We start from the raw sequence: 13674 nt of genomic DNA, 5'->3' as shown, positions 1-13674 counted from the left end.
GGGGTGAACGCAACCCTCCGCCTAACGGTTAAGGGCGGCCATTCATGGATTCGGACACGACCTGCTAGTTCCAAAAAGGCCGGGGCAATTGCCCCGGCCTTACGTTATTTTCATGACTTAACGTGCGTGATCTGGTGATAAAATCATTGGTCCCCGCACTGCCCGTGGTAATTCAACCGTAATCCGGCGCATCACGACCGGCTTCGGTACAACCACTGGGGCGACCACCTTGTCTTTGGCGGTCAACAAGTGCCAGATGGAATGCAAGAGTAACAAGCAGACCAACATCAGCGGGAAGCCGGCAATCGTCGAGACCGTCTGCACGGTCTTGAAGCCGCCGACCATCACGATCCCAAAGGAGAAGAAGATGAAGACCACGACCCAGATCATCCGGTTCCAGCGACTTGGCTGTTCACCGTCGTCCAAGTGCAGACTGGTAAAGGACGACACGATGAACGCGGACGACGAAATCGTCGTGGCCAAGAAGATGAAGCACGAGATACAATACAGTGCCAACACGATCATCTTAAAGGGCAACGTGCCAATCACCGTGGCAACCACGGCGGCTTGACCCTGCGTATTCAAGATGTGAACCAGGTTGACTGCCCCGGTCCGTTGTAACCACAGGGAGTAACCCCCGAAGATGGCGTAGAAGCTCATGCACCCTAGGGTCCCATAGGTCAACATGCCGACTAAGACCTGCTTAATGGTCCGGCCCTTAGAGATCCGGGCGATGAACAGTCCCATGACGGGCATGTAAGACAACCACCAGCCCCAGTAGAAAATCGTTTCCTGCTGAGCGGTCGAATCCCCACCGTTCGGTAACGTGTTGGTGGACATCGAAATGAACTTTTGTGCCATTAAGCCCAAACTATTCGTTTCTGAATTCAAGATGTAAACGGTTGGTCCGACCACCAGGATCAGAGCCAACAACCCTAAGGCCGTCCAGATATGGGCGGCACTCAAGCGGTCGATTCCACCATTTAATCCATGGAAGACCGTGACCGCAAAAAGAATAAATAAAACCAAAAATAGCTCAATCTTGAGGGCCATATTATCTTGGATACCGGTCAAACTGCTTAAGACCTTGGAGATAATTGGGATTTCCATCCCTACGGATGACCCGATTCCGCCCATGATCCCGAAGACCACCAGGAAGTCGATCACTCGCCGGGCAATCCGCTTACCGCGACTGTCACCTTGCAAACTGGTGATGGCGGCACTGACCCGTTGAACTTTACCGTGCTTGACGTACAACACGTAGGCAATCGCAATCGTAGCCGGCGCGAACATCATCCACGCCATGGGCCCCCAGTTGAATTGTCCGTACATATGCGCAGCCCCGTAGGCCGCACTGGAAAAGGGTTTTAACCCAAAAGCGGGGTGTTGGAGATACCGGAGCGGATCAACGATCGACAGCATCAAGATACTGGCATCGATCGCCGTCGCGAAGACCATGCTCCCCCATTGAAAACTACTGTAATGGGGCTTGTCTTCCGGATCACCTAACTTCACTTTTCCAAACTTACCAAAAGCGAGATACATAAAGAACAGAAAGTTGATAACGTAGACCAACAGGTAAGCCCAAGCCATCTTGGTATCAATCCAAGAAAGAATGGTGCTCAGGGTGTTTTGCAACTGACCGCCGCCCAAAATAAAGACGATGGATGCAATCACGAATAACACGAAAGTTGGCACGAAGACTAACTTATCAATATTTTTACGCGCTAAAATTGTAAATCCTCCTCATTTGATTCCTGACAGTCACCTGTCAGCGGACGTCACGCCTCAAGATACACAAAAAGCGCCGAACACGGGTTGTCCCACGAAGTCCAGCGCTAACCGGTTAACAGCCACAATGGCTGCGTTCCTGCGAAGCAATATCCACAGTTCATTATACGCAGTTCCACTGATTAGTAAAATCTTGCGGATAGATAAGAAAAATCTGCTGAAAGTAAACCGTTTTCAATCCCTATGTTGTTAGGAATCTAAGAATTTGATGAGAATTTTAGTTGTGGGCAATTAATCCAGTGACGACTGATTCAATTGCGGCCACCGTTGCTTAGCCGCAGCATCCCCACTAGCCCCGTTATCAATGGTCTTGATCACCCGGGCAGGGTTCCCGGCAATCACGACGTTATCGCCGAACGACTTGGTCACGACGGAACCTGCACCGACGACCACGTTATTGCCCAACGTCACACCGGGGAGAATCGTCACCCGACCACCCAGCCAGGCATTGTCGCCAATCGTGATGGGCGCCCCCATCTCAACATCCGCTAACCGGGCCATCGCGTTCAACGGATGGACTGGCGTGTACAAGCCAATGTTGGGGCCAAAGTAACAGTGGGCCCCGATAGTGATGGGACAGGTATCCAAGAAAGTCATGTCGTAGTTGCCATAAAAGTGGTCTCCGATATGGATATTCCACCCATAATCGAATTTGAAGCCGGCTTCGACAAAGAAGTCATCACCAGTATCGGTGATCAGCTTCCGGTAACCCCCATTCCGTTGGGCGTTATCGTCTAGTTGGTTCACGGCTCGTAGGTGTTTCCGTACCGCTACACGTCGACTGATCAACTCCGCATCAAACTGATTATAGGGCTGGCCAGCTGACATCTTCTCACGTTCTGTTGCCATAACATCAATCACTCCTCTGAGGGCTATCATACCACTTTCTTCACCGTATCAAAAAAGCGCCCCCGGAATCGCCACTAGTGACGAACTCCAGAAACGCTGATTATCTTGATTAATCTTGGGTAGCAGTCTCCGTGGCCGGATTGGCCCCTTCGCGCAAGATCCAGGTAATTCCGTAGGCGTCGACGATCTGCCCCATCTTGCCCCCCCTGTCGTTGGGTGGTAAACGGGCTGATCACCTTAACGTCAGACTTCACCAATCGCTGGTACAGCCCCGTCAAGGCCTTAACCGCCTCGGAATCATCCTCATCAACTTGAATCATCAATGAGATTAAAGTTGACGAGGTGGGCCGACCCATTAAGGCATCGGCACACTGAACGTCGAGGCCTAGAATCTGAAAGCCACCAATCATGGTCAATTGGTCGAGATCAACATCTGGTTCTAGGCCATACTGCTCCGCCTCATCCGCGGTGGGACTGACACGGTAAACGTTGGTCGCACCGAAGACGCCTTGGTAATAGGCCAAGGCCTCCTTGGCGTTCTCAAATTCCAGATAGGGAATCATTTTTGCTTGCATCACTGCTACCTCACTACTTAGTCATTATTTTAACTCACTGATCATCCGGCAAGCCGGCGTCACGAAGAATCTGCCGAATCGCGGCAACGGAACGGTCAATCGTGGCTTGACTGGCCGGCTCCGCAGTCGCATGCTGGGTGGTCTTGGGGGACGCTGTACGAGTTGGCGCCGCACCAGCCGTTGTCTGTGGCGGTACGGCGTGTCCCGCTTGCATCTGGTCCATGGTGGTATTCAAAAGGTGGTCCACGAACACGTTACCCTGATTGGTCGCGTGCCCCTTGGTCCAATTAAACGTTAGCTGGGGAAACTGAGCTAACAGCCCGTCGACGTCGCGCCATAGCTCCGCGTTCGCTAAGGGGCCCGCACTGCGCTTCCAGCCCCGCCGTTTCCACCCGGCTAACCAGTTCTGGGTAATCGCGTTCAAAACGTACCGGGAATCCAACACAAACTGAATGGTGGCCTGCGTCTTGCCTAGCCGTTTCAAGGTCTCTAGGGCTCGTAAAAACGCCATGATTTCCATCCGGTTATTGCTGGCACCCCATTCGCCACCCGAATCGGTCACGACTTGTTCGGGTAACTCAATCCGGTAGGCCCAGGCAGCCTTATCGCTGTCGCGCACGTGGCCGCCCGCCACATTCCCGGTATTCCGCGAACCACCATCCGTGTAGACGGTAATCTCGGCCGGTCGTTGCGGGGTGGCTGCCGTTGTCCGCGTCGCCTTAGCCTGTCGCGCTGGTGCCTGTCCGGTCATAAAGGCCTGGGCCGCATCAGCGGTCGGAAAGCTCTTATACTGCGCGCCCGGGAACCCGCTGACTTGCTTTTGGGTCTCCGGCCAGGTCCGATAAATCCCGGGGTGCCGGCCCACACGCACGGCATAGAATTTTTGTGCCAAATGAACACCCACTTTCACCTAATCTTTGCTAGTTTACCATACTTTACCCGCTTATCGGCGAAATTGCGTATTACCAAATTCGTGAAGACGTTACCATCTGGGGCTTTCTTGGTTAGCTTTCCTTGCTAAACCGCTCGCCCCGTGATGTTTAAAAAAGCCTAATTTGCGGACTGAAATCATTTTCATAATATACGGATTATGCTAATCTAGTAGGTAGAGATGTCTGTCCGTAGCGCTCAAAAACCGTTAACCTTGTCATATTTTTAGGAGGCCCAATTTTAATGAAGAATCCGATTCGTGCATCACTTATCACCGTCGATCAAGCGCGGGCCATGTTGAAAGATCAGCGTGACCAACGCAGTGAACCATTTCCATCCCTAGCCCGCTCCGGTCAGTACATTCTCCCCGACTATCGGCTGACCCGTAAGCGTGAGGCCTTCAAGATTCGGCGCCACACCTTCTTGAAGAAGCACTTCCGTTCCTACGTGGCCTTTGATTCCGATAATGGTCAGACTCTGTGGATTCACAACTTTTCCAGTCTATCGGAGGCCTGCTTCTGGTTGAACACCGGGTTGAAGCCCAACGATACGGACTCCACCAGTTCCTACCAAGAATGGAAGACCAAGCACCTAGACGAAATCGAAGAGTTGAAGGCGCAACTACGGGCCCAACACAAAGACTTGCACAAAGCCGTTGCGGAACCCGCCAAGAAGAAGGCCAAACCAGCGACCGTTGCCGCTGTTCAAAAAGTTAAACATCCTAAGAAGTAGCGTTGAGGCGGCTCCTCAGCGCTTTTTGTTTCCCCGCGACCACCTAACTGGTCGCTTCTTTAGTTCCCAAAAAGCCTTGTGCCACCTGGGTTGGCCGCCCGTTTCGCCGTAAAATTGATCATCATTATTACTATAGTATTGGAAAGGTGCACCACGATTGTGCCCCCTAACCTTTCCTTTTTTTGTCGCCAGCCACCCACTAAAGCAGGAAAAATGAGGATTTTTAGGGAAAAATCAGCCCCAAAATCATCAAACTCGCGGTTAATTTTTTTGAAATCAGATTGCAGGACTAGTTAATTCAGTAATAAATTTAACATCCCGAACTAGTCAATTATCATACCGCTTGACCAGCCAGACAGGGGCCGAACCCCCTTTCAAAATTGGTCAATAATATTACAAATATTACAGAGTTGTTAACTAACAGGCCATTCTGCATTATTTTCTTAAAGTTGCCGATACTCCTTAGTAATACTTATCCGCTAAACTCTGTCTTGTTGTTTGAGAGCGCAACACGAACAACGCAACTTATTGAGAGACCGACCGATTTTACTATAGGAGTGTATATATTTGAAAAAATTAGTAACTACGATTCTTGCAACTTCAGCTGCTGCCTTAGGTTTATTCTTCGCTGGCACTGTTAGCGCAGACGCCGCTACCACCTACACGGTTAAGTCCGGTGACTCTGTTTGGGCTATTTCCCAAAAGTACAACTCAACCATTAACGCGATCGAACATGCCAACAACATCCAAGGCCACTTGATCTTACCTGGTCAACAATTGACGATTCCTGATGGCACGTCAACTACTACGACTTCGCAAGCCGCAACGCAACAACAAACGGCCAACACGCAAGCCACGACGACTTACAACCAACAAGCATCATCAAACACGCAACAAGCAGCAACGACTAACAACAACCAAGCTGCTTCAACGTCGACTTCTTCATCCAACTCTAGCTACACTGGGAGCAACATGAAGAGCTACGTATTGAGCCAAATGGCTTCCCGGACTGGTGTTTCCGCTTCAACTTGGAACGCCATCATCCAACGTGAATCCAACTGGCAAGCTAACGTGGTAAACTCCACGAGTGGTGCCTACGGATTATTCCAAAACATGCACATCTCCGGCGGTTCCGTTGAGGACCAAGTGAACGCTGCCGTTAGCCTGTACAAGGCACAAGGGATGCAAGCTTGGGCTTTAGGTTAAAGCTAACGCCCAACACCAACCTGAACAGTTGAGATAAAAGCGCAGGGGCTTCGGCCTCTGCGCTTTTATTGTACCTGGAACAGACCACCTAGACTTGGTTTGTTCTTGACGATAACGATTCGGTTCTGAACCCGGCGCTCCAAGGTAGCCAGATTCACTTTCTTGATGGTCCAAAAAACGCACCCGACCAACTTATGGTCGAGTGCGTTTTGGGCGTTAACTGCCTTTAATCTAAGTTCAAGTGAACCTGCTTGGGGTCCGTCTTCTCAACGATTCGACCCTGGTGAATTGAGTACAGCACTTCGGAGCGTTCATTCAACGCGTTGTAGAAGTTGTTGTTATTCATGATGACCAAGTTAGCTGGCTTGCCCGTAGCAATCCCGTAGTGGTCGGTCACGTGCATAGCCTTAGCCCCATGAGTGGTGACGAACTGGTACGAATTCAAGATATCATCGTACCCCATCATCTGGGTCACGTGAATCCCGGTATGTAGCGCATCCAGCATATTCCCGTCGCCCATTGGGTACCAAGGATCCTTGATGTCGTCTTCACCGAACGCCACGTTGACGCCCGCTTCGTTCAATTCTTTGACCCGGGTCAAGCCACGCCGCTTAGGATACGTGTCGAACCGGCCCCCTAAGTGGGTGTTGATCAACGGGTTAGAAATCATGTTGATGTGGGATAACTTCAATAAGCGCATCAGCTTGTAGGCGTACGCGTTATTGTAAGACCCCATCGCCGTGGTATGACTTGCCGTGACCTTGTCGCCCAAGCCCGTCTCGTAAGCCAGCGTGGCCAACGTTTCCAAGCCACGGGAAGCCGGATCGTCGATCTCATCACAGTGAGCATCCACTAACTTCCCGTATTTCTCGGCGAGGTCCACGGCAAAGTGTAAGGACTCCACACTGTATTCTCGGGTGAATTCAAAGTGAGGAATGGCCCCAATCACGTCAACCCCCATCTTAGCGGCTTCTTCCATCAGCTCTTTCCCGTGGGGGAAGGAGAGAATGCCGTCTTGTGGGAAGGCTACTAATTGTAACTCGATGAAACCCTTGACCTCATCTCGCACTTCCAGTAACGCCTTTAAAGCCGTGAGGTTGGGGTCCGTGACGTCCACGTGGGACCGGACGAACTGAATCCCGTGACTAGCTTGTAAAGCCAGAGCCTTGTGCGCCCGTTCCTTAACATCTTGGTGACTCAGCGTCTTCTTCCGTTCACCCCAGATGCGAATCCCGTCAAACAAAGTACCAGACTGGTTCCACTCGGGATCTCCCGCTGTCATGGTACTGTCCAAGTGAACGTGGGGATCAACGAACGGTGGTAAGATCAATTTTCCCGTCGCATCGATGACCTCTTCGTGATCCTTAGGGGTCAGGTGGTCAGCAATCGCCGTAAACTGACCATCCTCGATCCGAATATCTTGCGGCTTCGTCGCGTTCTCGATAAATCCTTGTTGAATTAACATGCGCCAATAATACCTCCCGTAATATTTTTAATTCGCGCCGGATTCAATAGAATCCCGTCACCGTTTGGCCAAACCACAACAAGAGACCGTCGACCGCCGCCCCAACCAATGCCAACCAAAAGGCCAACACCAGCCAGGCCGTCGACCATCCCGTCGCTTGGCGGGCTGTCCGCACGATTCCAATTAAGCTTATCACACATCCCACCAAGCCGAGCGATAAATTTACCGGTTGGTACGGAATTAACCGATAGGCCCAACTGAAGGATCCCACTAACGCATACGCGCTAAAAATCACACCGATACCGCCCCAGATAAGACCGTGCCGCTGTTGCTTCGTCATCTTTCTCGCCTTCTTTACGGGAACCTTCAACTCAATTAATGTCTGATTTTAAGTGTTTTTTGAACCATCCGCCACCCCTAGCTACTAATCGTCGCTCCCCTGAACTTTTCGACCAATCTTTAAGCTGTCTGGTCGTATTTTCAGCGCGTCCATGCTATCCTTAACGTTAATGGTTTCAACCTGAGCTTCAGGGGAGAGAAAGCCAGTGACCCACGTCGCTGGTCCAGCTAAAGTTACTGTAATCATCCCACCACCCAGATGTGGCGGGGATCTGGAGGTTGATGAAATGACAAATACGTTTCCACAAGCACTGACCATCGCCGGGTCCGACAGCGATGGAAGTGCCGGCATGCAGGCTGATTTGCATACCTTTTTCACCCGCGGGGTCTACGGGGCGTCCGTGATCACCGCGTGCGTGGCCGGCAATTCTTACGGGATTCACGCGAGTGTGCCCATGCCGACCGACTTTATTGATCAAGAGTTCAAAGACCTAGCGGACGACTACCAGATTCGGGCGTCCAAGACCGGGATGCTGGCCGACTCCGAGTTGATCGAAGACGTGGTCCAGAACTATCAAGCGCACGATTTTGGGCCCCTGGTAGTCGACCCCGTGATCATGACCAAGCACGGGAACCAGCTTTTGGAAGAGAGTGCCTTCGAGACCCTGCGCACCAAGCTTCTCCCACTAGCAACCGTCTTGACGCCGAACTTCTTTGAAGTCCAAAAGATCGCCGAAATGACCATCACTAGTGACGCGGATATGGTTACCGCCGCGCAGAATATGCAACGCATGGGGGCCAAAAACATCATTGCTAAGGGCAGTCACGCTCTACCCAACCAGACCACTGTCCGCGACCTGGTGCTCCTGGCCAACGGCGACCACTTCTGGCTCAGTCAACCCTACCACGCCACGGACCGGGTCAACGGAACCGGGGACTCGCTCTCCGCTTGCATCACCGCGGAACTGGCCAAGGGTACGCCAATGCGCCAAGCTATTACGCTGGCCAAGTCCTTCGTGAACACGGCTATCGGCCACCCCATCGAAGTGGGCCACAAGTTCGGCCCCATCAATCACTGGGCTGCTCAAAACCGTGATTACGATGACCTGCCAGAATAACAGATCGTTCAGCCAAACATCCTAAGATGAGCTCTGTAAAACTCAAACAGTTTTACAAAGCTTTTTTAACTGACAGCGGCCTATCTGGCACTGAAGAGGCTCAGTGGTGTCGTTGGGGTTAATCAGCGTTTTGAGCTTCTTACCCCAAGGCCGAGCTTGAAGACCTGGCACTTTCAGGGCTTACGTCGTGCCCACCACACGCCAGCCTCTTCAGGCCCAACCGGCAAGGCGGGTGATGCGCACAGTCTGCCCCTCAACTAAACGTGAGAAAGAGCCCGGGACATCTAGTCCCGGGCTCTTTGCGGTCGCTGGGGCCAATTACCACCGATCCGGTCGCCAAGTTCGACCATCGATTTCCCCCTGTAACTGGTCGCGTCGTTGGGCCTGCTCAGCAACCATCTGGTCCAACGCGACCCAAAAGGCCCGGTCGGTGAACTGGGGTTGGCGTTGTGCCAAATCCTGAATTTGTTGATGAAGCCATGCGTCATTAGTCATCTTCGGTCTCCTTAATCATCGCTAACGTATCGGCCAACTGGTCCAAATCGGCACGCGACTGGTCAAAAGTCGTCGCAATCAGCCGGCCAGTTGCTTGCTGGTCCGCCGGCAACTTCGCCACCATTTGTTCGAGACGTTGGGCGAACCAGGCCTGGCGGTTCGTCAGGCTATCCGGTTGTGGCTGGGTCAGATACCGCTGGTAATCGACCACTAACTGTAATTTCTGCGTCTCCGTTAAGTAGCCGAATTGATGCACGGCAAACGTGGGCAGCCACCGTATATGAGCACGCTGGGCCACCGCCGCTAGCGGCGCCAGGCTTGCATCGAGCGTTAGCCCTTCCGCGCCGCCCCGTTGAAAGGCTTTGGCCGGCATGCCCGTGGTCACGACCACCCCTAATTCCTTATCAGCTAAGGGGTAACGATGATCCCCGTAGACGAAGCTGCGGGTCAATACGGTATCCTCCCACGCCTTTAGGCTGGCCGGAGCTGCGTACCAATAGAGTGGAAACTGAAGAATGATACGATCAGCTTGGCGGAGCTGGGCTTGCTCTTGCGCCACGTCAAAGTTTTCCTGTGCGTCTAGGTGTTCCCAGACGATGGACGCCTCTGGCGGTAAGCTGGCTTTAAAAAATTGTTGGCTTGTCGAATCGGCTAGTTGCGGATGGGCCACCAGAATCAAAGTGGTCATCGGCCATCACTCCTTTTTTACCTTGTTGCCCCTTACTGTATCACTTTGGGTCCAAAAAACCCGCTGACAACTGCCAGCGGGCGCAAAATTAACTGAAACGTTGGTTCGAATTATTGCTGAATCGATCGTGCGTCGCCAGGTGCTTACTCTTTTTGCGGAAATTTTCCCGGTTATCAAGATATAATTGCCCCAGTCCGGCGAATACGATAATCAATAAAATCACAAAAATAGCAGTCATCTGAAATCCCCCCGTTACATCAAGTTACAATTACATTATCTTAATGTTACAGGAATATTGCAAGCGAAAACCACTAACTTTTGCCAAAGCTTTGAAAAATCCTTACTTTTAGTGATTCTCACCCGACTGCTGCTTCTGTGACTCCTGCTTAGAAGCCTTTTTAGCGGACTCTTTCTTAGACTGATGGTGCTTTTGGGCCTTCTTCACCTGGTTAGAGACTTGTGTGGTGGGGCTCACGTTCTTCTTTCCCGAAAGATTGGAGACGGGGTACGCCACAAATAAGACCACAGCGGCAATGATTAAGTACTTAATGTTCTGTTTCCGCTCCCCCAGTGCCTGGGTGATCTGGAAAAAGTAATAGATCAGCGTAATCGCCGCAAAAAAGACCACGACTTCGGCGCCGATATGAATAAAGGTCACAAGTAACGCCCTCCTTAAGTTAACATTATCACTACTGTACCGAATCCAGCCATCCCCGTCAACTCGGGCGAAACGCGATTGACACGGCCCCAGTGCTTCTTTATAATGAAAGAGTTGTTATGCTGTCGCAATAGCTCAGCTGGATAGAGCAACGGTCTTCTAAACCGTAGGTCGAGGGTTCGAACCTCTCTTGCGACATCATTTAAACTTTAAAGCAGGCTTGCCAATCCCTTGGTAAGCCTGCTTTTTTGATGGGCCATTCCGCTAACCCCCATCGTTACTTTAAGTGCTGGGCAAACGTCTTCACGTTTTCAGCTACGAACTGCGCCGTGGGGACGCCCATATCATCATGCGGATAAATCGCGTTGAACACCACGTTCCCATAATTGATCAGGATAAAGTTGCTGACTTCGTGCTTGACGTCCACCCGGGCGTTAATTTCGCCAATCCGCACCATCTCCTGAAAAGATGCCGTTAATCGATCCTTTAAGCGCATCGGTAACTGCTTGACCGCGTGACTAATTTCCGGAAAGCGGTAAGCATCCCGTAACCCTAACAAGAAGACCGCCTGGTGGTTCCGGACGAAAGTCGCATAGAGGTCCGCAATGTGTTGCAGATCCACCTCAATATCGCCAGTGGGACAGAACGTCGCGTCGATCTGGTCGATATCCTGCAGATACGTGGCCACGAGTTCCGTTAAAATACTGTGCTTGTCTTGATAGTGCCGAAAGACCGTGCTTTCGTTAATACCCGCCGTTGCCGCAATTTTGCGGGTCGTGGCGCCTTGGTAACCGTACTTTAAGATCAGTGCCGAAAACGCTGCGAGGATCCGTTCATCAGTTGTTTGATTGGTTTCCATTATCCATCGTGCCCTTTCATACTGCTTCGTTGGCTCAATTCTACCATAGCTTTCCTTCGAGTCCTTAGAATCTGCTTTCCTGAATTAAGCGCTTTCTTTTTAAGCTAAATTTGGTATACTCTAGTTGAGAATCATTCTAAAACTTAAGGAGGGATTCCACGATGAAACTAACCAATTACAAACGTCTTTGGGGGGTCCTCACGATTGGGGCCATTGCGCTGATCTGTCAATTCATCCTACACGAACAACAATGGGCGGCCTGGCTGGTCACGATTCTGGGGGCCCTGATCGCCCTCCTGATGTTCGTCGACATGATCAAGACTCTCCGCTCTGGTAAATTCGGGGTCGACCTCCTGGCCATTACGGCGGTCATCGCCACTTTAGCCGTGGGCGAATACTGGGCTGCACTGATCGTCTTACTGATGCTGACCGGGGGCGACGCCTTAGAAGACTTTGCCGCCAACCGGGCAAACTCAGAGCTCCAGAGTCTCCTGGCCAATTCCCCTCAAAACGCCCACCTGGTGACCGACGACACCGTTACCGCTATTCCCATTGACCAGGTTCAAGTTGGCCAACACCTACTGGTCAAGCCTGGCGAGGTCATTCCCGTTGACGGGACCGTCTTAACTGGGACCACCACTGTCGATGAATCTTCACTGACCGGTGAATCTCGCCCAGTCGACAAACACCCGGACGACCCCGTGATGTCTGGCGCCATTAACGGGAGTACTGCCATCCAGATTCAAGCGGACCAGACAGCCGCCAATAGTCAGTACCAAAACATCGTCCGGCTAGTCCGGCAAGCTGAGAATCAGCCCGCCCACTTCGTGCGGATGGCCGACCGCTACGCCGTACCGTTCACCCTGGGCGCCTACTTAATTGCGGGTGTTGCCTGGTGGCTCTCCGGCGACCCCGTCCGGGTCGCCGAGGTCCTGGTGGTCGCGTCCCCCTGTCCCCTGATTCTGGCCGCGCCAATTGCCCTGGTCTCGGGAATGAGTCGGTCCAGTCGTAACGGGATCATCGTGAAGACCGGGACGACCCTAGAAAAGCTGGCCAAGGTGCGCAGCTTCGCCTTCGATAAAACGGGAACAATTACGCAAGGTCATCTAGTGGTCGACCAACTGCTTCCCGAACCCGGTACCACGGCCAGTCGACTCCTAGAACTCGCCGCTAGTGCCGAGCAACAGTCCAACCACGTACTGGCCCGGTCCCTAGTGGCCGCGAACCCCACGACCCTCCTCACCGCTAATCACGTCGTCGAAGCCACCGCAGCCGGTGTTCAGGCTACGATCGACGGTCAGACTGTGCGGGCGGGGAAGGCCAGCTACGTGACCGACCAGCCCATCACCAAGGTCGATCAGACCGCCGTTTACGTTGCCGTCAACGGCGATTACGTAGGGTGCGTGACCTTCACCGACCGCGTTCGGCCTGAAGCCGCTGAGACCATGGCGGCCCTGCACGACCTGAAAATCGACCACCTGATCATGATTTCCGGCGACCGCCAACCCATTGCGGAACAGATTGCCCAGGAAGTCGGTATCGACCGGATTCACGCCGACTGTTTACCTACCGATAAGATCAACGTCTTAAAACAACTTCCCGCCGACCTGACACCGGTGGCCATGGTCGGGGACGGGGTCAACGACGCTCCTTCCCTAGCCGTCGCCGACGTGGGCATCGCCATGGGCGCTCACGGAGCCACTGCGGCCAGTGAATCAGCGGACGCCGTGGTCTTAAAGGACGACCTGACCCGGGTCAGCACCGCCGTCAAGATCTCCCGGGACACCATGCGCGTCGCCCGGCAAGCGGTCTTGATCGGTATCGCCATCTGTACCGGCCTGATGCTCATCGCCAGCTTCGGCATCATCCCCGCCATCATCGGGGCCCTGTTCCAGGAGGCCGTAGATACCATCACCATCCTGTATGCCCTTCGTGCCCGGACCGACCGTTAAACTGATTAACCACAACA

15 protein-coding genes and 1 tRNA gene are annotated in these 13674 nt (G+C 52.6%); 5 read left to right on the top strand and 11 right to left on the bottom strand.

Features of this window, described 5'->3' with window-relative positions:
• Positions 1 to 117: 117 nt before the first annotated feature.
• From FD30_RS10160 to FD30_RS10145, 4 genes are all read right to left on the bottom strand, one after another.
• A complete protein-coding gene (locus FD30_RS10160; protein WP_056944931.1) occupies positions 118 to 1698 on the bottom strand; it encodes a BCCT family transporter in 1581 nt (526 codons plus the stop codon).
• A 324-nt stretch (positions 1699 to 2022) separates the two neighbouring features.
• Positions 2023 to 2640 carry a sugar O-acetyltransferase gene (locus FD30_RS10155; RefSeq protein ID WP_056944930.1) on the bottom strand — a complete coding sequence of 206 codons (618 nt, stop codon included), beginning with the start codon at positions 2638 to 2640 and terminating at the stop codon, positions 2023 to 2025.
• A 74-nt stretch (positions 2641 to 2714) separates the two neighbouring features.
• Entirely contained in the window at positions 2715 to 3215 is a 501-nt protein-coding gene (locus tag FD30_RS10150) for a VOC family protein (RefSeq protein WP_307724575.1), read from the bottom strand.
• Positions 3216 to 3249: 34 nt separating this feature from the next.
• Positions 3250 to 4107, bottom strand: coding sequence for a ribonuclease H family protein (locus tag FD30_RS10145; RefSeq protein ID WP_056944929.1), 858 nt, complete (start codon positions 4105 to 4107; stop codon positions 3250 to 3252).
• A 281-nt stretch (positions 4108 to 4388) separates the two neighbouring features.
• On the opposite strand from FD30_RS10145, the gene FD30_RS10140 reads away from it, so the two are divergent.
• Both FD30_RS10140 and FD30_RS10135 read left to right on the top strand, forming a co-directional pair.
• Positions 4389 to 4877: a hypothetical protein gene (locus FD30_RS10140; protein ID WP_056944928.1), complete on the top strand. Its 489-nt coding sequence runs from the start codon at positions 4389 to 4391 to the stop codon at positions 4875 to 4877.
• 567 nt (positions 4878 to 5444) lie between these two features.
• Positions 5445 to 6083 carry a LysM peptidoglycan-binding domain-containing protein gene (locus FD30_RS10135; RefSeq protein ID WP_056944927.1) on the top strand — a complete coding sequence of 213 codons (639 nt, stop codon included), beginning with the start codon at positions 5445 to 5447 and terminating at the stop codon, positions 6081 to 6083.
• 226 nt (positions 6084 to 6309) lie between these two features.
• On the opposite strand, the gene codA is transcribed toward FD30_RS10135, so the two are convergent.
• The gene (gene codA / locus FD30_RS10130) at positions 6310 to 7548 is read right to left on the bottom strand and encodes a cytosine deaminase (protein ID WP_056944926.1); all 1239 of its coding nucleotides are present in this window, start codon (positions 7546 to 7548) and stop codon (positions 6310 to 6312) included.
• A gap of 43 nt (positions 7549 to 7591) precedes the next feature.
• Positions 7592 to 7888 carry a hypothetical protein gene (locus FD30_RS10125; protein WP_056944925.1) on the bottom strand — a complete coding sequence of 99 codons (297 nt, stop codon included), beginning with the start codon at positions 7886 to 7888 and terminating at the stop codon, positions 7592 to 7594.
• 286 nt (positions 7889 to 8174) lie between these two features.
• On the opposite strand from FD30_RS10125, the gene thiD reads away from it, so the two are divergent.
• Positions 8175 to 9005 carry a bifunctional hydroxymethylpyrimidine kinase/phosphomethylpyrimidine kinase gene (thiD, locus tag FD30_RS10120; RefSeq protein ID WP_056944924.1) on the top strand — a complete coding sequence of 277 codons (831 nt, stop codon included), beginning with the start codon at positions 8175 to 8177 and terminating at the stop codon, positions 9003 to 9005.
• A 318-nt stretch (positions 9006 to 9323) separates the two neighbouring features.
• On the opposite strand, the gene FD30_RS11685 is transcribed toward thiD, so the two are convergent.
• The 4 genes from FD30_RS11685 to FD30_RS10110 form a co-directional block, all read right to left on the bottom strand.
• Positions 9324 to 9500 (bottom strand): hypothetical protein, encoded by a 177-nt coding sequence (locus FD30_RS11685; RefSeq protein WP_170206923.1) that lies wholly within the window; start codon positions 9498 to 9500, stop codon positions 9324 to 9326.
• Positions 9493 to 10188: an NAD(P)H-dependent oxidoreductase gene (locus tag FD30_RS10115; protein ID WP_056944923.1), complete on the bottom strand. Its 696-nt coding sequence runs from the start codon at positions 10186 to 10188 to the stop codon at positions 9493 to 9495. Before FD30_RS10115 ends, FD30_RS11685 begins: the two co-directional genes overlap by 8 nt.
• A gap of 88 nt (positions 10189 to 10276) precedes the next feature.
• Positions 10277 to 10426: a hypothetical protein gene (locus FD30_RS11680; protein WP_170206920.1), complete on the bottom strand. Its 150-nt coding sequence runs from the start codon at positions 10424 to 10426 to the stop codon at positions 10277 to 10279.
• Positions 10427 to 10534: 108 nt separating this feature from the next.
• Positions 10535 to 10846: a hypothetical protein gene (locus FD30_RS10110; RefSeq protein WP_024746637.1), complete on the bottom strand. Its 312-nt coding sequence runs from the start codon at positions 10844 to 10846 to the stop codon at positions 10535 to 10537.
• Positions 10847 to 10970: 124 nt separating this feature from the next.
• Between FD30_RS10110 and FD30_RS10105 the strand changes: the two genes are divergently transcribed.
• Positions 10971 to 11044: transfer RNA gene (locus tag FD30_RS10105), tRNA-Arg, on the top strand.
• A 79-nt stretch (positions 11045 to 11123) separates the two neighbouring features.
• Here the strand turns inward: FD30_RS10105 and FD30_RS10100 are convergent.
• Positions 11124 to 11705: a TetR/AcrR family transcriptional regulator gene (locus FD30_RS10100; RefSeq protein WP_056944922.1), complete on the bottom strand. Its 582-nt coding sequence runs from the start codon at positions 11703 to 11705 to the stop codon at positions 11124 to 11126.
• 161 nt (positions 11706 to 11866) lie between these two features.
• Between FD30_RS10100 and FD30_RS10095 the strand changes: the two genes are divergently transcribed.
• Positions 11867 to 13657 (top strand): heavy metal translocating P-type ATPase, encoded by a 1791-nt coding sequence (locus FD30_RS10095; RefSeq protein WP_056944921.1) that lies wholly within the window; start codon positions 11867 to 11869, stop codon positions 13655 to 13657.
• Positions 13658 to 13674: the final 17 nt, after the last annotated feature.

The organism is Levilactobacillus namurensis DSM 19117 (assembly GCF_001434785.1).
GTDB classification, from domain to species: domain Bacteria; phylum Bacillota; class Bacilli; order Lactobacillales; family Lactobacillaceae; genus Levilactobacillus; species Levilactobacillus namurensis.
The sequence above is the reverse complement of the archived record's forward strand: the minus strand, read 5'-3'. Positions and strand labels throughout refer to the sequence as shown.

What these genes read in the sequence shown, in the direction of transcription:
- thiD (WP_056944924.1), top strand. Translation starts at nt 8,175, where the DNA reads ATGACAAATACGTTTCCACAAGCACTGACCATCGCCGGGTCCGACAGC.
- FD30_RS10095 (WP_056944921.1), top strand. Translation starts at nt 11,867, where the DNA reads ATGAAACTAACCAATTACAAACGTCTTTGGGGGGTCCTCACGATTGGG.
- FD30_RS10140 (WP_056944928.1), top strand. Translation starts at nt 4,389, where the DNA reads ATGAAGAATCCGATTCGTGCATCACTTATCACCGTCGATCAAGCGCGG.
- FD30_RS10155 (WP_056944930.1), bottom strand. Translation starts at nt 2,640, where the DNA reads ATGGCAACAGAACGTGAGAAGATGTCAGCTGGCCAGCCCTATAATCAG.
- FD30_RS11685 (WP_170206923.1), bottom strand. Translation starts at nt 9,500, where the DNA reads ATGACTAATGACGCATGGCTTCATCAACAAATTCAGGATTTGGCACAA.
- codA (WP_056944926.1), bottom strand. Translation starts at nt 7,548, where the DNA reads ATGTTAATTCAACAAGGATTTATCGAGAACGCGACGAAGCCGCAAGAT.
- FD30_RS10150 (WP_307724575.1), bottom strand. Translation starts at nt 3,215, where the DNA reads ATGCAAGCAAAAATGATTCCCTATCTGGAATTTGAGAACGCCAAGGAG.
- FD30_RS11680 (WP_170206920.1), bottom strand. Translation starts at nt 10,426, where the DNA reads ATGACTGCTATTTTTGTGATTTTATTGATTATCGTATTCGCCGGACTG.
- FD30_RS10115 (WP_056944923.1), bottom strand. Translation starts at nt 10,188, where the DNA reads ATGACCACTTTGATTCTGGTGGCCCATCCGCAACTAGCCGATTCGACA.
- FD30_RS10125 (WP_056944925.1), bottom strand. Translation starts at nt 7,888, where the DNA reads ATGACGAAGCAACAGCGGCACGGTCTTATCTGGGGCGGTATCGGTGTG.
- FD30_RS10100 (WP_056944922.1), bottom strand. Translation starts at nt 11,705, where the DNA reads ATGGAAACCAATCAAACAACTGATGAACGGATCCTCGCAGCGTTTTCG.